The organism is Pedobacter sandarakinus (assembly GCF_026240095.1).
Taxonomy (GTDB): domain Bacteria; phylum Bacteroidota; class Bacteroidia; order Sphingobacteriales; family Sphingobacteriaceae; genus Pedobacter; species Pedobacter sandarakinus.
In genome coordinates, this window is the sequence record NZ_JAPIVG010000001.1 from 1313133 (window position 1) to 1336009 (window position 22877).

At 38.8% G+C, this 22877-nt stretch carries 16 protein-coding genes; 7 read left to right on the forward strand and 9 right to left on the reverse strand.

Features of this window, described 5'->3' with window-relative positions; translation table 11 throughout:
- The first annotated feature begins 25 nt into the window (after positions 1-25).
- From OQ268_RS05680 to OQ268_RS05700, 5 genes are all read left to right on the forward strand, one after another.
- Entirely contained in the window at positions 26-1120 is a 1095-nt protein-coding gene (locus OQ268_RS05680) for a DUF1972 domain-containing protein (RefSeq protein WP_265855133.1), read from the forward strand.
- Positions 1086-2267, forward strand: a complete 1182-nt coding sequence (locus OQ268_RS05685; protein WP_265855134.1) for a mannose-1-phosphate guanylyltransferase — start codon at positions 1086-1088, stop codon at positions 2265-2267. The genes OQ268_RS05680 and OQ268_RS05685 overlap by 35 nt, the downstream gene beginning before the upstream one ends.
- Before the next feature lie 298 nt (positions 2268-2565).
- On the forward strand, positions 2566-3957 hold the full coding sequence (locus tag OQ268_RS05690) for an undecaprenyl-phosphate glucose phosphotransferase (protein WP_265855135.1): 1392 nt from the start codon (positions 2566-2568) through the stop codon (positions 3955-3957).
- Positions 3958-4025: 68 nt separating this feature from the next.
- Positions 4026-5633, forward strand: coding sequence for a gliding motility protein RemB (locus OQ268_RS05695; RefSeq protein ID WP_265855136.1), 1608 nt, complete (start codon positions 4026-4028; stop codon positions 5631-5633).
- 1019 nt (positions 5634-6652) lie between these two features.
- The gene (locus OQ268_RS05700; protein ID WP_265855137.1) at positions 6653-6847 is read left to right on the forward strand and encodes a hypothetical protein; all 195 of its coding nucleotides are present in this window, start codon (positions 6653-6655) and stop codon (positions 6845-6847) included.
- A gap of 347 nt (positions 6848-7194) precedes the next feature.
- Here the strand turns inward: OQ268_RS05700 and OQ268_RS05705 are convergent, their stop codons facing one another.
- The 7 genes from OQ268_RS05705 to dxs all read right to left on the reverse strand — a co-directional run bounded on the left by OQ268_RS05705 (position 7195) and on the right by dxs (position 17512).
- Positions 7195-7875, reverse strand: a complete 681-nt coding sequence (locus tag OQ268_RS05705; RefSeq protein ID WP_265855138.1) for a LicD family protein — start codon at positions 7873-7875, stop codon at positions 7195-7197.
- Complete coding sequence (locus tag OQ268_RS05710; protein WP_265855139.1) at positions 7872-8570, reverse strand: class I SAM-dependent methyltransferase; 699 nt, start codon at positions 8568-8570, stop codon at positions 7872-7874. The genes OQ268_RS05705 and OQ268_RS05710 overlap by 4 nt, the downstream gene beginning before the upstream one ends.
- Positions 8567-10354: an aminotransferase class I/II-fold pyridoxal phosphate-dependent enzyme gene (locus OQ268_RS05715; RefSeq protein WP_265855140.1), complete on the reverse strand. Its 1788-nt coding sequence runs from the start codon at positions 10352-10354 to the stop codon at positions 8567-8569. Before OQ268_RS05715 ends, OQ268_RS05710 begins: the two co-directional genes overlap by 4 nt.
- Before the next feature lie 4 nt (positions 10355-10358).
- Positions 10359-11588 carry an oligosaccharide flippase family protein gene (locus OQ268_RS05720; RefSeq protein ID WP_265855141.1) on the reverse strand — a complete coding sequence of 410 codons (1230 nt, stop codon included), beginning with the start codon at positions 11586-11588 and terminating at the stop codon, positions 10359-10361.
- A gap of 35 nt (positions 11589-11623) precedes the next feature.
- On the reverse strand, positions 11624-12880 hold the full coding sequence (locus OQ268_RS05725) for a glycosyltransferase family 4 protein (protein WP_265855142.1): 1257 nt from the start codon (positions 12878-12880) through the stop codon (positions 11624-11626).
- A gap of 782 nt (positions 12881-13662) precedes the next feature.
- On the reverse strand, positions 13663-15501 hold the full coding sequence (gene glmS / locus OQ268_RS05730) for a glutamine--fructose-6-phosphate transaminase (isomerizing) (protein ID WP_265855143.1): 1839 nt from the start codon (positions 15499-15501) through the stop codon (positions 13663-13665).
- 82 nt (positions 15502-15583) lie between these two features.
- Entirely contained in the window at positions 15584-17512 is a 1929-nt protein-coding gene (gene dxs, locus OQ268_RS05735) for a 1-deoxy-D-xylulose-5-phosphate synthase (protein ID WP_265855144.1), read from the reverse strand.
- Positions 17513-17663: 151 nt separating this feature from the next.
- Here dxs and OQ268_RS05740 point away from each other — a divergent pair, with 151 nt between their 5' ends.
- Both OQ268_RS05740 and glyA read left to right on the forward strand, forming a co-directional pair.
- Positions 17664-18407, forward strand: coding sequence for a segregation and condensation protein A (locus OQ268_RS05740; RefSeq protein WP_265855145.1), 744 nt, complete (start codon positions 17664-17666; stop codon positions 18405-18407).
- A gap of 285 nt (positions 18408-18692) precedes the next feature.
- Positions 18693-19964 (forward strand): serine hydroxymethyltransferase, encoded by a 1272-nt coding sequence (gene glyA, locus OQ268_RS05745; RefSeq protein ID WP_265855146.1) that lies wholly within the window; start codon positions 18693-18695, stop codon positions 19962-19964.
- 247 nt (positions 19965-20211) lie between these two features.
- On the opposite strand, the gene OQ268_RS05750 is transcribed toward glyA, so the two are convergent.
- Positions 20212-21576 (reverse strand): hypothetical protein, encoded by a 1365-nt coding sequence (locus OQ268_RS05750; protein ID WP_265855147.1) that lies wholly within the window; start codon positions 21574-21576, stop codon positions 20212-20214.
- Positions 21577-21603: 27 nt separating this feature from the next.
- Complete coding sequence (locus tag OQ268_RS05755; RefSeq protein WP_265855148.1) at positions 21604-22302, reverse strand: ComF family protein; 699 nt, start codon at positions 22300-22302, stop codon at positions 21604-21606.
- Between the last annotated feature and the right edge of the window lie 575 nt (positions 22303-22877).

Below are 22877 nucleotides of genomic sequence, written 5' to 3' on the forward strand. Positions count from 1 at the left end.
ATTTGTGCTGCAAGATATAATTAACATGAAAATAGGAATAATAGGGACGAGAGGGATTCCTAATCACTACGGCGGTTTCGAACAATTTGCCGAATACCTTTCTTTAGGACTTGTGGAAAAAGGGCATGAGGTCACGGTCTACAACTCACATAAACACCCTTGCCAAGAAGATAACTGGAAGGGTGTAAAAATCGTCCATTGTTATGATCCGGAGGACAAAATTGGAACTGCAGGACAGTTTGTGTATGACTTTAATTGCATCTTAGATAGTAGGAAAAGAACTTTTGACATTATCCTGCAATTGGGCTATACGAGTAGTTCTGTCTGGGGATGGTTACTTCCACGAAAGAAATCGGTTGTAACTACCAATGTTGATGGTTTGGAATGGAAGCGTACCAAGTTTTCGCCAAAGGTTAAGCAATTTTTAAAATATGCTGAACAGCTAGGTATTAAGTATAGCGACCATTTAATTTCGGATTCTATCGGTATACAAGATTACCTGAAAACTACCTACCAAAAAGATTCTCTTTATATACCTTATGGCGCCGACATTTTTTCAAAAGCTGATAAAACTTGTTTACATGAATATGGGGTGGAAGCTTACCACTTTAGTATGCTTGTTGCCAGGTTGGAACCAGAGAATAGTATTGAAATGATTTTAGATGGCGTTGCAGAAGCGGGGGAAAACGAAAAGTTTTTAGTTATCGGGAAACATGAAACTAAATTTGGGACTTATCTGAAAGACAAATATCGGAACGATAGCAACATCATTTTTGTTGGAGGAGTCTATGATATTAATATCCTAAATAATCTAAGACATTTCTCAAGGTTGTATTTTCACGGCCATACAGTTGGTGGTACCAACCCTTCATTATTGGAGGCAATGGCGTCTCAAGCTTTAATCGCTGCCCACAAAAATATTTTTAACCAGTCCATTCTTGGTCAAGACGCATTTTATTTCGATAACGCTACCGAGGTATGCCAATTGTTACGAACTATTGATAAAACAAACTATTTCAGCTGTCTGGAGGCGAATAATCACAAAATTGTTCAGACTTTTTCGTGGGATCTAATTGTCGAACAATATGAACAACACTTCATTGACATCCTTAGAAAATAACAATATGCCTTCATCTATAAATACTTTCGTTTTAATCATGGCAGGCGGTGTGGGTTCCCGCTTTTGGCCAAAAAGTAGGAATCACTTCCCGAAACAATTTATCGATATCTTAGGTACAGGCGAGTCGCTTTTACAACTCACTTACCAACGTTTTTTAAAAATCTGCCCAAAGGAAAATATTTTGGTGTTGACCAACAAGGACTACGCTTCACTGGTACAACAACAACTACCGGAGGTGTTAAATGATAATATTTTACTAGAACCTAGCCGTAACAATACTGCACCTTGTATTGCTTATGCCACGTACAAGATTCTGCAACAAAATCCAGCGGCCAACATTGTGGTTGCACCTTCCGACCATTTGATTCTTAAAGAAGCTATTTTCCTCGAAAAGATCGAGCAAGCCCTATCTTTCACTGCTGACAATGATGCCTTACTGACTTTAGGAATTACGCCTACCCGACCAGATACAGGCTATGGGTATATCAAGTACCAGGTTGAGGATTCCGTGTCCAGTATCGAGTATCAAGAAGGGGTGGAGAATCAAGAAGTGCGTAGCAAGTACCACGGGGTGAAAAAAGTTGATGCTTTTATGGAGAAACCTGTATTGGAAAAAGCAGAAGCGTATCTGGCTAGTGGTGATTATGTTTGGAATGCAGGGATCTTCATTTGGAAGGCTGCCTCATTAAAAAGGGCCTTTGAAAAATATGCGCCTGAAATTGCGGCTTTGTTTGAAAGTGGTTTGTCTTGCTACAATACCGACGAGGAAAGGGAATTTATTGAAACAAAATACCCGACAAGTCCGAACATTTCTATTGATTATGCCATATTAGAGCGGGCTGATAATATTTATACTATACCAGCAGACATTGGCTGGTCAGACTTGGGCACATGGGCATCTTTGCATGCCATTGCAGAACAGGATCCGAATGCAAATGTGTGTAATGCGGCAGCTGTCCACTTGCAAGATACTACCAATTGCATGATCAATTTGCCGGCAGGTAAAGCCGCTGTGATTCGGGGCTTGGACAATTTTATTGTTGTAGATGATGGTCATGTATTGATGATTTACCCAAAGTCGGAAGAACAGGAGATTAAAGCCGTGTGTAAGGATATGGTTGAAAAGTTTGGGAATCAGTATTCCTAAACAAAAAAAGGTGGCTAGGCTGTCATTGAGCGCAGGTTAGCAGCACGTCTTGTTTTTAGCATTGTACATCAATAGATGCAACTTTATCTACTATGTGACTGATTATATCTACTTTTAACTAAAGCACGAGAAATTTTTAATGATGATCTCATAAATAAGTTAATTTTGCAGCAATGATTTGCGATTGATTTAAAAGTTTGCCCTGAATTTAATATAGATTTAATAAGCAGGCATTATTTTTGCTGATAAAGCTACGCGTTTCATTACTTTTGTTATAAATCGCTCTAAAAAATTGCTTATGCAAACACGTTACTTATTTATTCTAAAATACATTTTGCCCGTCACCGATCTCTTAATGGTGATTGCTGTCTATTTTTTCGCTTATGAATTTACAGGTTACTTAGGGAAGATTGTTAGCTCTGAACTGCAGTGGCATTATATTGTGGTTTGCATATTGATCTGGATTGTATCCACTACCTCTTTTGGTTTGTATACGGAATATGGATCGAGAAGGGTTGAGCGCATTTATCGGGCTACCTGGAAGAGTGTTGTGCTCCATGCGGTGCTTTTTTCTATTTACTTATTTTTTTCAAGACAAAATGAATTTTCCAGGTCATTCCTAATCGTATTTTATGGTACACTGGGGATTTTGTTTCTTGTGAATAGGTTCATTGGTACATCCTTTCAGTTCTTATTATTTAATCACCTTCGAGGCGTAAAGTCTGTTGCCATAATGGGCAATAATACCACGGGTGTGCAGCTGGCTTCTTATTTTGAAAAGCAAAAGTATATTGAATTCCATGGTTTTATTCCTGATGTGCCGCAGGAGTATATCGATCGCAACGGGCATTTATCGGAGACCGTAGGCCGGCAATTTAAGTTAGCGGTTGATAAAGGCATTAAAGATATTTATGTTACTATTGCTCCTGAGCGTATGGGTGATATGACTTTATTGACTGAAGAAGCTGAAAGGCAGTGCGTAAGGCTTAAGTTTATTCCGGATATTAGCGGGGCGCTGTTATCGCCTTATACCGTGAGTTATCTGGGTAATGAATTCCCGGTAATTTCACTCCGTTCGGAGCCGCTGGAGAAAATACACAACCGGTTTAAGAAACGGCTGATTGACGTGGTATTCAGCGGCATGGTGATTCTTTTTGTGTTAAGCTGGTTGTATCCTATTATTGCGTTGTTAATTAAAATCCAGAGCCCAGGGCCAGTACTCTTCAAGCAGCTCAGAAGTGGAAGGGATGATGAACCTTTCTGGTGTTTCAAGTTCAGGAGTATGCGAATGAATAACGACAGCGATAAGAGGCAGGCAAGTAAGAATGATGATCGCATTACTCAAATCGGTAGATTTCTAAGAAAATCAAGTCTGGATGAACTTCCCCAATTTTTCAATGTATTTATGGGGCATATGAGTGTTGTGGGGCCACGTCCGCATATGTTAAGCCATACTGAACAGTATAAAGGTATAGTAGACCAATTTATGGTTCGCCATTTCCTTAAACCTGGTATTACCGGCTGGGCCCAGGTTAATGGATATCGTGGTGAAACAAAGGAGGATTACAAAATGGTAAAACGCGTTGAGCATGATATCTGGTATTTAGAAAACTGGAGTGCTATGCTTGATGTCAAAATCATTTTTATGACAGTGATCAATATGGCTAAGGGTGAAGAGAACGCCTACTAAGTCTAATTGTTCAATTTCCAGTAGATTTATAGATAATTTTCCGTTCTTTGCGCTTTATCATTCAGATCATGAATAAATATATACTTACCCTCCTATTAGCTATCTCCTTTACAGGTGCTTTTGCGCAATCGCAATATCAACCTTACTCATATCAATACTATCAGAAACTTGGTGCTGAAGTGTACAATCCTGAAACTCGTTTTCACAGTTCACTAAAACCTTTCTTTATTGATGATAGTCTATTGAAGGACAGGCACCAGCTGTTGATGAATGTGGGGGTAGATACGAATCGGAAATCCTGGTTATTAGGAAAACTCTTCAACGAACATTTGTTAGATATTAAAAAGGAAGACTTTACGGTCTATGCTGATTTTTTGCCTGACTTCCAGATTGGGAGGGACTTCTCGGGTAAACAAAATGTATGGTTAAACACCAGGGCTTACCAAATAGGGGGTACGGTTGGTAAAAAGTTTTCGTTTTATACGAGCGGGTTTGAGAATCTGGGCCAGTTTTCTCAGTACTATAATCAATATGTTAATCAAACCGGTGTTGTACCTGGTCAGTCGTACAACCGGGCCTATGGCTTCAATGCGGGCAAAACTTCATTAGATTGGTCGTACGTTACCGCAGTGATTTCTTATACGCCAATAAAATACTTGAACATCAGTGCAGGATACGATAAGACTTTTATCGGAGATGGGTATCGCTCCATGCTGTTGTCTGATTTTTCTTCTCCTACTCCTTTCTTAAAACTTACTGGTAATTTAGGTAATGTGCAATATCTGGCGATGTGGACTGCCATGCAGGATCCTGGTGCGACAAAACTTTCTTACGATGCTGGCAATCGTAAAAAAGGTGGTGTTTTCCATTACCTGGACTGGAATGTCAATAATCGTTTGTCGATCGGGTTCTTTGATTCCATCATCTGGGCACAAACCGATGATCTAGGTAATAGAAGAGGCTTTGACTGGGGATACGCCAATCCAATTATCTTCCTTCGCCCTGTGGAAGCATCAAGTGGATCACCAGATAACGCCATGATTGGATTTACCGGAAAATATAAGTTCTCTAAAGAATTGGTTGGTTACGGGCAATTTTCCCTCGATGAATTTGAGTCGAAAAACTTTTTCTCTTCATCAGGGAGTTCAAGAAATAAATATGGTTGGCAGCTGGGTATCCGAGGGGCTGATGTTTTCAAAGTGGCCGGATTAAATTATTTATTGGAGTATAATACTGCTAAGCCATATACCTATTCATCCCGCACCCGAATTGGTAACTATGCCAATTACAACGAACCATTGGCGCACCCTATGGGAGCCAACTTCCGCGAGGTGGTTGGTTTATTAAACTATAGTTATAAGCGGTTCGATTTCAGCGGACAGTTGCTATATGCTAAATATGGTTTGGATGTTGCCGGAGCCAATTTTGGTAAGAATATTTTCACACCATATACCGATGCTGTTCAGGCGGATGGTAATTTCACTACACAAGGTTTACGCACAGATTTAGGTTATGCGGAAGGGAGAGTTGCTTATGTAGTGAATCCAAAATATAATTTGAGATTGGAGTTGGGTGGGATTTACAGGAGAGAAAGTAATAGTTTAGGTGCCAATAATACCGCTTTGATCACTTTTGGCATAAGAAGTTCGTTTAGAAACTTGTATAGTGATTTTTAGGCGCTAGATAGTATCAAGTTGTGAAAGCGTCTGCGATTAATTATCCAGACGCTTTTAATTTTTGTTATGCCTCATCGGCGGCGGCCTATCCAATTTTCTTGATAAAAAGTGGAGTAAACCTAAACAAAGCGAAAGCATGACAACCAATAAAACAACAAAAACGCTGGCATAACTCAAGGCTTGGATCTGTCGTCGGATAAACTCGTCAAAGCTTTAATTTCGGCATCACAAGCTGCGATGAAAAATCGCAGAGGACGCGATGCTTGGTTTGGTGGGTTATGAGAATGTCTGCAAAAGCTTTAACGCTTTCTCCCTCCAACATCTCCTAGGCCGGTTAGCAGGGTGACTATAGCAGGGAGTCTACTATTGGAGCAGATAACGGAGGTTGATTTTTCTTATACCTCATCGGCGGCGGCCTATTTCTTTTGGCTTGATCCAAAAGAAACAAACCTGAGCATAGCGAAAGCATGACAACCAATAAAACAACAAAAACGCTGGCATAACTCAAGGCTTGGATCTGTTGTCCTATAAACTCGTCAAAGCTTTAATTTCGGCATCACAAGCTGCGATGAAAAATCGCAGCGGACGCGATGCCTGGTTTGGTGGGTTATGAGAATGTCTGCAAAAGCTTTAACGCTTTCTCCCTCCAACATCTCCTAGGCCGGTTAGCAGGGTGATTATAGCAGGGAGTCTACTATTGGAGCAGATAACGGAGGTTGATTTTCTTATGCCTCATCGGCGGCGGCCTATCCAATTTTCTTGATAAAAAGTGGAGTAAACCTAAACAAAGCGAAAGCATGACAACCAATAAAAACGCTGGCATAACTCAAGGCTTGGATCTGTCGTCGGATAAATTCGTCAAAGCTTCAATTTCGGCATCACAAGCTGCGATGAAAAATCGCAGAGGACGCGATGCCTGATTTGGTGGGTTATGAGAATGTCTGCAAAAGCTTTAACGCTTTCTCCCTCCAACATCTCCTAGGCTGGTTAGCAGGGTGACTATAGCAGGGAGTCTACTATTGGAGCAGATAGCGGAGGTGGATTTTTCTTATGCCTCATTGGCGGCGGCCTATTTCTTTTGGCTTGATCCAAAAGAAACAAAACATCAAGGCTTGGATCTGTCGTCGGATAAATTCGTCAAAGCTTTAATTTCGGCATCACAAGCTGCGATGAAAAATCGCAGCGGACGCGATGCCTGGTTTGGTGGTTTATGAGAATGTTTGCAAAAGCTTTAACGCTTTCTCCTTCCAACATCTCCTAGGCCGGTTAGCAGGGTGACTATAGCAGGGAGTCTACTATTGGAGCAGATAACGGAGGTTTTTCTTATGCCTCATCGGCGGCGGCCTATTTCTTTTGGCTTGATCCAAAAGAAACAAACCTGAGCATAGCGAAAGCATGACAACCAATAAAACAATAAAAACGCTGGCATAACTCGAGGCTTGGATCTGTTGTCGGATAAATTCGTTAACGCTTTAATTGCATTGCCGTTAACAACAGTAATCTTTGGTTGGTTACTCTAGGGGGGATTTATTTTAATCACGCATTCACTTGTGATTTTCGTTTACAAATCCATTAAATCAGTTCCAGGCTTAAGATATTTTTTGGCTTGTTTCAGTAAAGCATATACACCATAAAAGTATTTACGCAAAAAAGCCTTTATCTTTTGATTTAGCTTAAAATCTACGCCATGTAAATTTTGGATAGGAGTTCTCCAATTTTCACCGTAGCAATGCTTCAGATAAGCATCAAAATCTTTAGGAATTGAAAATGTTTCTCCTAAGAAAGTGAGTGTAGTTGTTTTTGTCAAAAACCTGTTGTAAGTATAATAAATATCAGTATTGTCGTCGTAATATGCCGACTTACGATAGAAGAAAAGGTGTTTTCTGAAAAAGTATATGTCAATATACTCCTCCTTTCTAATGAGGGATATCAAATCATTCTCATACCGCCCGACAACAAATCCTGCATTGCTTAACTCAAACAACAAATCTAAGAATGAGGCCCTATCTTCTTCTAAAATTATAAAATCCGTATCAAAATCATGTTCAATGAAATTGCCTTCACGAATAGCGCCAAGGAGTGTTCCGTATGCCAGCAGGAATTTAACCTTACTCTTATCCAGTATTTCTTTGAATAAAAATAAATTTTCTTTGGCACGCTCACGGTTAATTGTTTTTGAACCATAAGAAAAGGCTGGTCTTTCAAAAAAGAACTCTCCTTTGGTGGTGTTTATTGTTGTCATAAAATCAAACAATCAAATCTATATTCATTTTGTGAAAACTTTGGCATCTTATGCGGCAAGAAATACACTTTTCTGTTCGGAGCAAGTTTCTGCACTTCATTCAAAATCCATGGTTTTGAAAAGTATAATATATCTAAGCCATCATATTTTTTTTCATACTCCTGCGCCGTGAGCATACCTCTTCTGAATGCTTCTGACTCTGTTTTAAAGGTGATATCTGCCATGGCTGTAATTAAGACTCTGCCACCAGATTTTAGGATCGTGCCCAAGACGGCACTTACATATTCCAGGTTGGGGAAATAGTGAAACACATGATTTGCAATAATAACATCAGCATTTATTTCTTTCAAATCAATAGCTTCGCACCATTGAAGTTTGGCAGCGCATGCAGGCATCTTTTGCTTGGCTATCTCAATCAGTGGCAGAGCGAAATCAATCCCACTAACATCAAATCCATTTTCATAAAGTATGTAAATGAAAGCTCCGCTTCCGCAACCAATTTCAAAAACCGTTTCATTGGGGGTTAAATCTAAAGTTTTAATAACATGGCTAGCATAGTTTCGGAAATCTTGTTCACTCAATTTTCCCAAAGGTGTATCAAAACCGTCCATCCTGATTAAACTTTCAAGAGTGGTTTCACCCTCTTCCTGGAGGAACTGTCTTTTGGACCATATTTCATTCCAAGTTTGTTTCATGATATTGGAGGAATTAGCGTTTTCATTGCGTTTACCAATAATTCATTCTCGTGCGGTAACCTTACTGCCACTCTGAAATAGTAGTTGTCATTTTTGAACTTAGCGCTTACATTTTTGATATAAATGTTGTACTTCTTTAACAATAAGTCATCCAGTTTTTCAATCCCTTTGTTATCCTTAGCAATTTCGAAAAGGATAAAGTTTGCATGCGAATCATAGACTTTGCTTAGATACGGTATGGTTTTTAAATCTTCGATGAAAGTGTGTCGATCAATTTTTGTTTGCTCAAAAGATTGATTCAGACTTATCTTATCTTTTAGAATTATCTCCAAGAAAAACTCGGCCATTGAATTCATATTCCATATAGGGATCTCATCCGCTATAGTTTTTAACAATTCCCTATTATTTGCATAGGCAAAGCCAACACGCATTCCTGGTAACCCGTAACTTTTACTCATGCTTCTGATCACTAGTATGTTATCTTTCGGGTCAGTTTCAAGCATGTCTGCAATTGATTTTTCATTCGAGAATTCAATAAAAGATTCGTCAATGATGAAGGTTTTATCTGGATATTGATTGGCTATTTCCCAAATAACATTGGTTTCGATAATAGATCCTGTCGGATTATTTGGATTTACAAACACCACGACATCAGCGATCTGAATTTTCGGCTTTATTTCCTCTGCTGTAAACCCAACTGGATCATAGGTGTCTACCTTATCAAAGAGTTTGTCATATTCACTAAACGTTGGCTCGGGTATCAATCCTTTTTTATTTTTCCAAATATTCTTTAAGATTGGATAAATCTGGCTGGCACCATTCAATGCAATGAGGTTTTCCCTACTGTATTGAAGCACGTAAGAAAGTTTTTGATTAAGCGTTTCTTGTTTTGAGCCGTAGTTCTTTAATAGATTAAGCATATGATTTTTAAGCTCTGCCATAACAGAGGTGCTGGGGAAATACATATTCCTGATAAAACAAAAATCAATGATATCGAAATGCCAGTATCCACCAAAGTTTTTGTTTAAAATCTTAATTCTCTCGTTAGTATTAAATTGATAAAATGCATTTTCCAAGTCATTGGGATCATCTACTTCAAACCAGTCATTATTGTCTATTACTTCCGCAAAAATATCTTGCCTTTGCATATAGATAATGATTCCTAAAATCAGTTCATAGTAACAATTGTCGTCTACTGATCTGGCGTAATGGATTAGTAACTTTTTAAACTCTTTTTGACAAAAATCTTTTGAGAATTTATAAATATTCAGGGTTTTGAATTTGTCAAATAGGTTGAAATTCTCATCGTGTAAATGCGGCGGAAAAATATTTATGATTTTTTGGTTCGAAATCTGGACAACGGTTCCATCCATTCCTATTTTATAGGGAGATACCAACGCAACGTTCTCATGTTTGGAATTGATTGCCTGATTTAGCACATTTTCATTATAAATTAAATCGGATTCAATTAGTAAAATATCGTCATCTATTAATATATTTTCAAATGCAAGCGCCAGCGAAAATATGTTATTGGTTTCCTGGTATCTATCATTATGGATATATTCTATAACTAAGTTTTTATGGTTTTCATCGATATGCGCTCTTAGCTGCCCGTCTAAATAACCAGTAACAATTACTACTTTAGAAATATTGTGATTTTTAAGGGAGTTTAACAATCTATCTACAATCGTTTCATGCCCTATCTTTAAAAGTGTTTTGTGTGTGTTTTTAGTCAACGGGCTCATTCTATTTCCATATCCCGCACATAGTATAATTGCTTTCATAGTATCAGTTTGTTTTTAAGAGACGAAATTTAGAGATATAATAGACCCGAATTAAGAAAGCGACCAGTTCGTAAGCACATAAGGATATGCCCAATACCAATATGTTTTGTGTAAATATTGAAGCTAACACGATATAGAGAAAATAAAAAACAGAACCATAAACCAGACTAAAATTAGCTTCATTTTGATAGCCAGATACGCCTAGGAGCGGAAAGCCAATTAAGGAACTCACATTTGCAATAACAATACACCAAATGACATTATCATAAATGTTTAAAAGAATTGGCGACGACGAATGGAAAAAAAACAATAGTATGTGTTCCTTAAGCCCATATAGACAAGATATAAATACCAAGGATGCCACAATAGTAAACTTCAAAACTTTTATAAAAAGACTTAAATCTTTCTTTCTTGACATTAAAGGATACATCAATTGTGCTGGAATGCCGCCAATGGAGATGGATGTGGCAAAAATTTTATCGACTAACGAATAGTATCCAACCAATGTGCTTGAAAAGTTAATGCCAATTAAGATCGTCGCAAAATATCTGCTCCCATCGTTGGCTATTCTTGAAAAGAAAAAATTCTTGCTTTTAGAGAAAACAGACCAAAGCATTTCTCGTGAAGGAATGATAAGAGGAATGTTAAACAATTTTACGCTCCAAATAAAGCCAAAAAGGCCGGTTAATATCCCTGCAAGATTACTAAATAGGAAGAAGGAGATATAACTGGATTTTTCTTTCACGAAAAGGAACATTAAAACCGTGAAAAATATTTTAGTTGAAACATTGAAGATTGTAACGAATTTCATTTGTTCCATTCCCATTAAAAACCAAGTTGGGAAAAGAATTCCACCGACCAAACCACCAATAGAATAGAACAAAAGTGTTCTGATATGGAAAAACTGGGGTAAGCAAATTGTTAATATAGCTATGACTGCAACACTACAAATAAGCAGCAAGAATTTCAATATTAAAACTGCGTAGAAATGATTTGAGATAAGCACTACATCATTTTTGTTTTTTGCAATTTGAGGTGTAACAGATAAATCAAACCCGAAATTAATGATAACAACTGCAAAAGAGGTAATTGCGGTTGCAAAACTTAAATCGCCAAAAAAGCTACTTCCAACTATTTTAACAATGTAAGGAAATGTTAAAATCGGCAATATCAAATTAACGATTTGTAAAAATGACAGATAGCCAAAATTGTAAATAAGTCTCCTAATCTCCATTTAACTTGATGATAATAATTATGATTAAGGATTATTTAACTGTTAAGGATCCGGGTATATAAATTCCAGTAATCCGTATTGAAGTTTTGCCAAGAGAATTTTTGAGCTTGGAGTAACGATTTATTGGCTAACTCAGTTCTTAAGTCTGCATTGTGATACAGTTTTAGCATGTGTTCAGCTATTGCATCCTCGTCTTCGGCATTTACAAGCAATCCTGCCTGGCCTACCACTTCTGGCAATGAGCTATTGTTGGAGGTAATTACGGGAATACCGCATTGCATTGCCTCGAGCGGTGGCAATCCAAAACCTTCATAAATAGACGGATAAATAAATGCTAAAGCACCTGAATAAATTGCAGATAAGTCTTCATCTTCTACGAAGCCCGTCGCGATGATTCGCTTCCTCAATGACTTACTTACATTTAACGACTTAAATAATTCACCTATTTTTCGACCTTCGGAGCCGACCAAAACCAGCTGCAGTTCTTTCAAATTTTCCTGTTCGATGAGCTTGGCAAAAGCCCCTATTGAACTTTTGAGATTTTTACGAAGTTCTAAAGTTGAAAGCAACAAAAAATACGGCTTCTCATCATCAATCTGATATTTTTTGAGGATGGTTTTGATTCGATCTTGATCTGTTTCACGGTAGAAGATGTTTGCGTCTGCTGCTAATGGGATAACTGAAACCCTTGCCGGATCTACCTTTGAATGATGATTCAATAAATCTTGTTTCGCACTTTCTGAAACACAACTTACAAAAGTTTCTTCATCAATGCTATCTAAGATTTTGTTTATTTCCAATTCAATGCTTAAGCCTTTATATTCTGGCAAAATCTTTGGGATAAGATCATGAACAGTAATCAGTTGCTTAATAGAATGTCGCTTTAGAACGCTATTAGGAATTGCATGAAATGGTGAATGGTATAAATCATATTGTTTTAATTCCTTAGTATTAAATAAACCGTGCTTTATAGACAATAATCCAGATTTACGAAGCGCATACAGAATATTTTTTTCAGTAAGACTCCGTCTTGGTATAAGGGAAAATACATAGCTCATAAATTTCGATATGACCAGACTTTCTTTAGAATTGACACACTTAAAGTCGTTTTCCTTAAGGAAACTTGCTAATCTTGGTAAACTTATAAATAACGAAGTAAGTCCAATATCACATTTGTTCCCTTCTAAGTTTGCTAAAATTTGTTGGGCTACTCTAAATACACCTGTCTTAGGGTTCAAACTGTCTTTATAAATTGTGTTGGCAATTGCTGTTGCGTCAAAAATTATTTTCATTGTTTATAAAAAATGATAAATCATTTAGATGGTTAGATGCCTATTCCTATCTATTAATATAAATGGGGCATAAAGTGAGCGGGAAGGTTAAGCGTATAAGGTAGTTTGATGCTTATTTGTCCAAATAGTTGTTGTTGAAGGCGAATACTTTCAAAGCGTAAATATGTCTAATAAATAATTGTTGTTGTTTGGTATTGCTGCTAATTGTCGGACACTTCATCTAGCATCATTCGTGCATTAACTGCTGGCTAATGTACAAAAATTGTATTAAGTTTGTGCAAGGGGTGAACGCCAGGTCTTCGAGGCCGTTAGTTTCCTACTTAAATAAGATTTTTGCTTCCCCCCTTAGGGAAACAAATATGAGGTGAAACATTGCTATGCTGAGATTAATTCCACATGTAATTTCAATCAGTCTAAATATAAGATATCAGCCTCTTATCTATCATCAAACTAATTATGAACGTCAGTTCTTAATAGAAGATCATTCTTATGGATCACGGTCATTAATCGCCTGATGTGGTAAGCAATGCAGCTGCGGCCTTTTCCTGAGAAGTTTATTTTCCTAATTATTTCATTATAATTTAGTAGTAATGCTGATGCATTTGATGATGCAAACACATGTGCAGGAAAGCCTTTTGTTCTCTGTAGAAATTATTGCTATTTTTTTTCAATATCGATCTCATTTTTCATTAGTACCCTATTTTCCTAAACAAAAAAAGCCCGGCCATTTCTTCAGGAAGAAAAGCCAGGCGATAGTATTTATATCAAATTTGGTGATCTACTTATTCCACGGTTACGGATTTTGCCAGATTTCGGGGTTGATCTACGTTGCATCCTCGCATTACTGCTATATGGTAAGATAACAATTGGAGTGGGATGGTGGCAAGTAAGGATAAAAATGCTTCGTCTGTGTCTGGAATTTCGATACAATAGTCTACCATTTTCTTCACCTCGGTATCTCCTTCAGTTACGATGGCTATTACTTTACCTTTTCTGGCTTTTACTTCCTGGATGTTGCTCATCACTTTTTCGTAAGAAGAATTCTGAGTGGCAATGAACACTACTGGCATCTCTTCATCAATTAATGCAATAGGACCATGTTTCATTTCGGCAGCGGGGTATCCTTCTGCATGGATATAAGATATCTCTTTCAACTTTAATGCGCCTTCTAATGCTACCGGGAAACCACTTCCACGTCCTAAAAACAAACAATTTGTAGCATCTTTGAATTTTTCAGCGATTTCTTTAATCATATCATTAGACTTCAAAGCAGATTCGATTTTCTCCGGAATGTGGTTAAGTTCCGTTAATAATTCGATCATTTTAGAAGTGGTAATGGTACCTTTTTGTTGCGCCATGTAGAAGGCCATCAGTGTCAATACTGTTACCTGTGCAGTGAAGGCCTTAGTTGAAGCCACCCCAATCTCTGGTCCTGCATGTGTGTATACACCAGCATGTGTTAATCGCGGAATAGAGGCGCCTGCCACATTGCAAATTCCAAAGATTGTTGCGCCCCGCTCTTTCGCCATTTCGATGGCAGCCATGGTATCGGCTGTTTCTCCAGATTGAGAGATTGCAATAACCACATCTTTCTCGGTAATAATGGGATTGCGGTATCTGAATTCTGAAGCGTATTCTACCTCAACCGGGATACGAGCATATTCCTCAATAAGGTATTCCCCTACCAATCCTGCATGCCAAGATGTACCGCAAGCCACAATAATGATGCGGTCGATATTTTTTAGTTTTTCGGCGAACTCTTTAATACCACCCAATTGCACTTTGCCTTCAGCCGGGTAGATTCTCCCCCGCATACAATCTTTGATTGATCTGGGTTGTTCATAAATTTCCTTCAACATAAAATGTTCGAAACCGCCCTTCTCTAACATTTCAAGTTTTAATTCCAGTTCCTGGATCAAAGGGGTTTGAACCACATTATCTAATTGCTTAACCAGTAAATCATCTTTGGTTACCAATGCAATTTCGCCATCCTTTAGATAGATTACATTTTTGGTATACTCAATGATAGGCGTTGCATCCGAGGCGATGAAATATTCTCCTTTTCCAACCCCAATTACCATTGGGCTACCTTTTCTCGCAGCGATCAATCGATCAGGGTTTTCCCTGTCCATGATGACAATGGCATAGGCACCATTAACTTCATTTAAGGCTAAGCGAACCGCCTCTAGAAGATCGATTTGTTCAATATTTTGAATTTCTTCAATGAGGTGAATTAAAACTTCGGTATCAGTATCGCTTTTAAACTCGTGCCCACGGCCAATAAGTTCTTCCTTTAGAATGGCATAATTTTCTATAATTCCATTGTGAATGATGGAAAGCTTTTCGTTATTGGATGTGTGTGGGTGAGAATTGCGGTCTGATGGAACGCCATGTGTTGCCCAGCGGGTGTGGCCCATACCGATAGTACCACTTAAATCATGGTTTGCTGCAAATTCTTCTAAAACAGCAACCTTACCTGCCTTCTTATAGATATTTTGTCCATGTTCGTTCATTAACGCAATACCAGCGCTGTCATAGCCACGGTATTCGAGTCTTTTTAAACCTTTAAGTACGATTGGCCAAGCTTCTCTGTAGCCTATGTAGCCTACTATTCCACACATATTTTAAATTATAAAGTATGGCACGAATATAGTAAACATCCCCTGTTTAATACTGCTTGTGAAGTAAATTGTGAACTATATGCTACCCTGCCATGGTATTGGTAGTACGCTTTACGGCAACTTTTTTTACAGCATTTACAATAGCATTTTTATCATACCCACACTCGGCCCATAGTTCGGGTTGCTCGCCATGCTCGATAAACTGATCGGGAATACCCAATCTGATCACATCTGCATGATATTGGTGTGCGGCCATAAATTCTAGGATTGCAGATCCCATTCCGCCAGGGAGCGAACCATCTTCTACGGTTATGATGTGCTTATATTTGGCAAACACCTCATGTAACATCTGCTCATCGAGCGGTTTTATGAAGCGTAGGTCGTAATGTGCCGGGTAAATGCCTTCGGTATTTAATTCTGACCTGGCTTCGACAGCAAAGTTTCCAACATGGCCAATGGTCAGTAGGGCTACTTCCTCGCCGTCGCAAATTTTACGTCCTTTACCAATTTCAAGCGCCTTGAATGATCGTTTCCAATCTGGCATAACGCCATTTCCGCGAGGATATCGAATAACAAAAGGCCCCATATTTTCCTGCTGTGCCGTAAACATGAGGTTTCGAAGCTCTTCCTCATTCATCGGCGAAGAGATAACCAAATTTGGGATGCAACGCATGTAAGCGATATCGTAGGCGCCATGGTGGGTTGCGCCATCTGCACCAGCTAAGCCTGCACGGTCTAAGCAAAATACCACGTTGAGTTTTTGGATGGCCACATCATGAATCACCTGGTCATATGCCCGTTGCATAAAGCTGGAGTAAATGTTGCAAAAAGGGACTAGTCCCTGCGTTGCCAATCCTGCAGAAAAAGTAACGGCATGTTGCTCGGCTATACCTACATCGAATGCACGTGTGGGCATGGCTTTCATCATAATATTTAGTGAAGAACCAGATGGCATGGCGGGCGTGATGCCCACAATTTTATCATTTGCTTCGGCCAATTCTACCATAGTATGGCCAAAAACATCCTGATACTTCGGAGGCTGAGGTTTTTCGGATACACTTTTTTTGATTTCTCCGGTTATTTTATCAAACAAACCTGGAGCATGCCAAATGGTCTGGTCTTTTTCGGCTAATGCGAATCCCTTACCTTTAACGGTAATGCAATGCAAAAGTTTAGGGCCTGGAATTGCTGATAAGTCTTTAATAGTTTGTGCAAGTCTTTTTACGTCGTGCCCATCTACCGGACCAAAATATCTAAAATTTAATGCCTCGAAGAGGTTACTTTGCTTAAGCAAGGTGCCCTTGATGCTTTTCTCAATTTTCTTTACATATTTATGGGCATTCGGACCTAGCTTCGATAGCCCAACCAACACACTGGAAATGTCGTCGCGGAAGCGATTGTAAGATTTTGATATCGTGATGCTGGTTAGGTATTCTTTTAATGCCCCAACATTTGGATCGATGGACATACAGTTATCATTAAGGATAACCAATACGTTGCTGTTTTCTATACCCGCATGATTTAGTCCTTCGAAAGCAAGCCCTGCAGTCATTGCCCCGTCGCCAATAACAGCTACATGCTGGCGATTGGTTTCACCTTTAATTTGCGAGGCAACCGCCATCCCCAAAGCAGCCGAAATAGATGTAGAGGAGTGGCCAACACCAAAGGTATCGTATTCACTTTCTGAAATTTTAGGGAAACCGCTTATGCCTTTATAAATCCTATTGGTATGAAATTGATCTCGCCTTCCCGTTAGAATTTTGTGCCCATACGCCTGGTGCCCTACGTCCCAAACTAACTTATCATAAGGGGTGTTTAAAGCGTAATGTAACGCTACAGTTAACTCCACAACGCCTAAACTAGACCCAAAATGGCCGCCATTTACGCTCACAACATCAATAATGTATTGGCGTAACTCTTGGCTTATTTGTTCTAATTCGTTTTCGCTAAACTGCTTCAAATCAGCAGGATAGTTTATTTTTGATAATAGGGGGCCAGCTTTAACTTGCATTCAGATTTGGGTAAAAAACAAGATACAAAGTAAGGTATTTTGTTTTAATTTTTAGGTAAAAATCCATCAAAAGGTTGTAAAACTGATTGCTTGCTGATATACCATGTTTGCTTTACTCAGATCATTTAAAAAATGTTAAGTTTGTTTTTAAATGCAGTCAGACAATTTTGAAATCAAGCTACCCGTATTTGAGGGGCCTTTTGATTTGTTGCTTTTTTTTATTGAGCGAGATGAATTGGATATTCAAGATGTACAGATTTCTAAAATCACGAACGATTTTCTTGCCTATTTGCACCAGCTACTTTCTTTAAATGTTGAGGTAGCAAGCGAGTTTATTTTAGTGGCAGCAACGCTGATGCGCATTAAATCGAAAATGCTTCTGCCCAGAATTGAGCTTGATGATGCCGGCAATGACCTTAATCCCGAACAAGATTTAATTGCCCGATTAATTGCCTACAAGCAATTTAAGGCTGTAGCCGAAGAAATGAAGGTTTTTGAAGATGCCAGAATGCAACAAGAGCGCAGGGGCAATATAGAACACGATCTATCTCTTGCAGCAGCATCTTCTACCCATCAGGATGAATTGCTATCGCTCGATTTGTATAAATTGCTTACGGTATATCATCGTAGCATGCAAAAGTATGAGTTGCGGAGCGAAGAAGTAAAACATACCGTGGTACAGTACCCATACACCATAGCGCAGCAGAAGCACTTCATTTCTAATCTACTCGATATTAACAAACAAATAGATTTTGCATTGGTCTTAAAAAGTTCTGAAAACAAGGTTCATTTTGTGTATAATTTTTTGGCTATTTTAGAGATGTTGCAGCAGCAAATTGTAGAAATAACCATTGGCAGCGGTTTTAATAACTTCAAGGTAAAGTCGGTGGGTTAATTTTGCCGCCATGCCTGGTGGTTAGTGCAGCGAAATAGGTTAGTTAAACCTGACTGGCATGAAAATCCTTTTAAAACCGAGCGGTACCATTCAAAACATCACCATAGGTTTTTAAGGTTTTAAAAGATTGTAATAAAGGCAGGACTACACATTAATAAATGAACCTGCCACTGCTTTTCTAAACCAAAAAATAAAAGATGGTATTGAATGTAATTCGCTCATATTCATCTAGGCTTTAAGGATAAATTTCTTACTTTTGCCAAAAAAATACAAACCTCATATAGGATGAAACGCGACACCCAAATCTTTGAACTTATTGATAAGGAATTGAACCGCCAAGAGCACGGTTTAGAACTTATTGCATCAGAAAACTTCGTTAGCAAGCAGGTAATGGAAGCTGCTGGTTCAGTTTTAACCAATAAGTATGCTGAAGGCTTGCCTGGAAAACGCTATTATGGCGGCTGCCAGGTGGTTGATGTGGTGGAGCAAATTGCAATTGATAGGGCAAAGGCTTTATTTAGTGCTGCATGGGTTAATGTACAGCCACACTCTGGAGCCCAAGCGAATGCCGCAGTAATGCTGGCAGTTTTGCAGCCTGGCGATAAAATTCTGGGTTTCGATTTGTCGCACGGTGGACATTTAACACATGGTTCTCCGGTAAACTTCTCTGGAAAGCTTTACCAGCCGCTGTTTTATGGTGTAGATAAAGAAACGGGATTAATCGATTACCAGAAATTAGAAGCGGTTGCTTTAGCAGAAAAACCAAAACTGATTATTTGCGGTGCTTCTGCCTATTCCCGCGAATGGGATTATGCTTTTATCAGATCAGTGGCCGACAAAATTGGCGCTTTGGTTTTAGCTGATATATCTCATCCTGCAGGCTTAATTGCTAAAGGCTTATTAACCAACCCACTTCCACATTGCCATATTGTAACTACCACTACGCACAAAACGTTGCGTGGCCCACGTGGAGGTATGATTATGATGGGGCAGGATTTCGAAAACCCTTGGGGTCTAAAAACTCCTAAAGGAGAGGTGCGCATGATGAGTAACTTGTTGGATATGGCTGTTTTTCCAGGTACCCAAGGTGGGCCATTAGAACACATTATTGCAGCTAAAGCAATTGCTTTCGGCGAAGCTTTAACAGAGGAGTATGGCGACTACATTAAGCAGGTTGCTACGAACGCCCAGGCAATGGCGAAAGCTTTTGTTGCTAAAGGTTACGGAATTATTTCTGGTGGAACCGACAATCATTTAATGTTAATCGATCTTCGCAACAAAAATATAACAGGCAAGGTTGCCGAGAACGCTTTAGAAAGAGCAGAAATTACGGTTAATAAAAACATGGTGCCTTTTGATGATAAATCTCCATTTGTAACATCGGGTATTCGTGTGGGTACGGCAGCCATTACTACCCGTGGTTTAAAAGAAACTGAAATGGAACAAATTGTGGAATTGATTGACCGCGTGCTAACTAATCCAGAAGACGAAGCTAATATCAGCGCCGTTAAGGCAGAAGTGATGCAGTTGGTAAGTGCCTTTCCGCTTTACAAATAAACATCCCATCTAAACTCACATAAGGCAGTTGCAATTTGTAGCTGCCTTTTTTTATGAAAACCCTTCGACAGTAAACAGCATCACTATATTGAATTTCGTATAGCAGAACAGCTAAATGGAGAAGAACGTTGAGCTATAAAAGTAAAGGGCCGATATTCTAAAAGAAATATCGACCCTTACCATCTAAATTAACGCTCTCACTAATAGAAACGATGAGAAGCCAATATTGTTTTTAAAAATTTAAAATTTATCTCTTTTCGTAACAACCTAAGGTAGAAGGGAAATTTCTGCTGTTTGCATTTAAATCTGTACTTAAATAGTTGTTAAAGTATGGGTCTGCACTGAGGTTTGTCCCCCTTATAAGCGCAGGGCTACCACTTGACAGCTCAAATATGCCGAAGCTGGCGTCCAGAAAACCGGGTTCGGCATTCAGGATATTATTATTTACATTATATGTAGACACATTAGATTTAATAAGGTTATAGCTGATTGCCAATTGAGGCGTAACTGTGCTTTTCTTTTGTATATCTAGTTCATTGCTCAGGCTTCCCCAAATAATATTGTTGGTTAACGTTAGGCTCAATTTATTGTAATTGATATTTGATAGGTAATCAGAAAAAGTTAATGCAGCAGTCTTACGTGGAAACATAGGGTTAAAACCCACCAATGTGTTTTGCTTGAGGTTATAATTTCCTCCGCCTATGGCATAAATTAAATAGTTTCCGCAATTGTAGAATAAGTTGTTAAATGCAAGCATTTCAGAATGGTAACCAATGTAGCCTGCTACCTGCATATTCTTAACTATGGTATTTGCCAACAATAATTTAGGTTTCGAAGTACCACTAAGCGAGTCGGAAGTTATTCCTACAGAGGCATTTTTAATTACCGCATGGTTTATTAAGCCATTACCCGCTTGTGTTAAATAGATGCCCTTCCACTGTCCGGGTTCATCTGCATAAGTACTTTCCAAGCGATCGCTACAAAATAAAACAGGTGCCGTGGCAGTTCCTGTTACATTTAGTTCCCCTGCTATGTTTAAGCCTGCATCTTTATTGAAATATACTTTATTACCAGCAACAATGTTAAGCTGTACCCCGGCTTTAACCCATATTGAGCCGCTTAACACATAAGGTAACGCACTGTTCCAAGTAGTGTTGGCCACAATATCGGTATTAATGAAGTTCGCATTCTGTCCGTAAGCAATCAGCTGAATCACTTGCCGATTACCATTTGTATTTAAGATAATTGAGTCTTGAACTAAAAAAGGCAAATCCTTATTATTTGGGTTAATGGTTGCCTTTACAAATAAATTTACTGAATCTTTTCCGTTAACAATCAGGTTGCTTTTGCTTGGGGTGCCTTCGCCATTAATGTTTATGGAAAAAGGGGAGGTATTTCCGCCAGCAAGGCTTATGTCGCTTATGCGCAAAGCATCATTATTGCGGTTAAACAATTTAACCCGCTTGGTAACGGTACTTATCGTGGTAAAAACAGTATCAAATAAAATTGTATCGCGATCGAAATTCAATTTAGCATTGGCGTCTGTTGTTACCTGTTCGCCTTTCTGACAAGCAGCCAGGATTACAAAAAAGCCAAAAAGAAACCCAATCATCAGACGCATGATGTAAAGATGAGAAATTTATTCCGCGAAAGCTAGCGCCGCGATGCTCACCTTTGCCGCACCTTTTGCAAGCAACACACTAGCGCAAGCTTCCAAAGTAGCGCCGGTTGTAATTACATCATCAACAATTAGCACATGCCTGTTCAAAATTTCTGCTTCTATCTCTACCTTAAATACCAACAGCATATTTTCATAACGGCTAAATCTACTTTTTTTGGTCTGGCTTTCTGTAGAAGTTACCCTTACCAGTACATCATCTCTAAAACCAACGCCCAACTGTTCTGCTATTCCAGATGCTATGAAAGCGCTTTGGTTATATCCCCGCAGTTTTAATTTCTTCCGATGTAATGGCACAGGAATAATGATGTCGATATCGCCATACAGTGGTGCTTCCTTCAGCTTTTCTCCCAACATATTTCCGAGGAAAACGCCAATTTCAGTTTTGTTGTGGTACTTTAAACGATGAATCAACGTCTGTACCTTTCCCCCTTTTCTAAAATAAAGCATGGCCATGGCGGCATTAACAGGTAATCTACCCCAAAGTTGTTTGGCTACACGGTTTTCTTTGTATTTATGGTAATCAGTAAAAGGCAGGTCATACAAACATTTTGTACAAACCATTTTTTCGCCCCTAAACAAACCTACACCGCAAGAATAACATACCTCTGGGAACAGTAGCCCAATCAAATCATTTATCCAGCGGTTAGTAATAAGCATATCCTAATTTATCAATTTTCATCGAATTCAAGCAATGTTCGTTTAATTGCCATTATTGAGATATAATCACATCAGAAAATCAGTTGCGGTGGTGCTTTTGTTATAGCAGTCCCGCATTCGCTGCAATCTTTTTGTTAAAGGCAGTAAAAAACTAACCGCCCAGGCATGAAAATGCCTGGGCTTTTTGGTGCTACAAAAAGTATTTCCGCACCATTCGGGTTTAAATCAGTTACACCCGCAATGCTTTTGGTGCTTCCCCACCCCTCAAAGTTTGCGATCGTTTGTGCTAACCGCTGTGGGGTAAGTATTTTTTATAAAAAACACGCCAACCACTAACTATTATTTCTGGCGAGGCCAATAAATTTCTGAAGGTGACAAATAGCAAGGTTCAAAGATCTCACAATTTTAGCCAAGATAGCGTTCCAGCTTCTGCGGTAATCTGAAAAATCTGCGGGAGATAACTTGCACCTTCAATACGAAGCAATAATAAGGAGAAACAAATTGATCTGGCCTCATGGTAACTATACACCCTCTTCATTATTTTGAGAAATCCGCTGGAGATAAACAACGCCTAG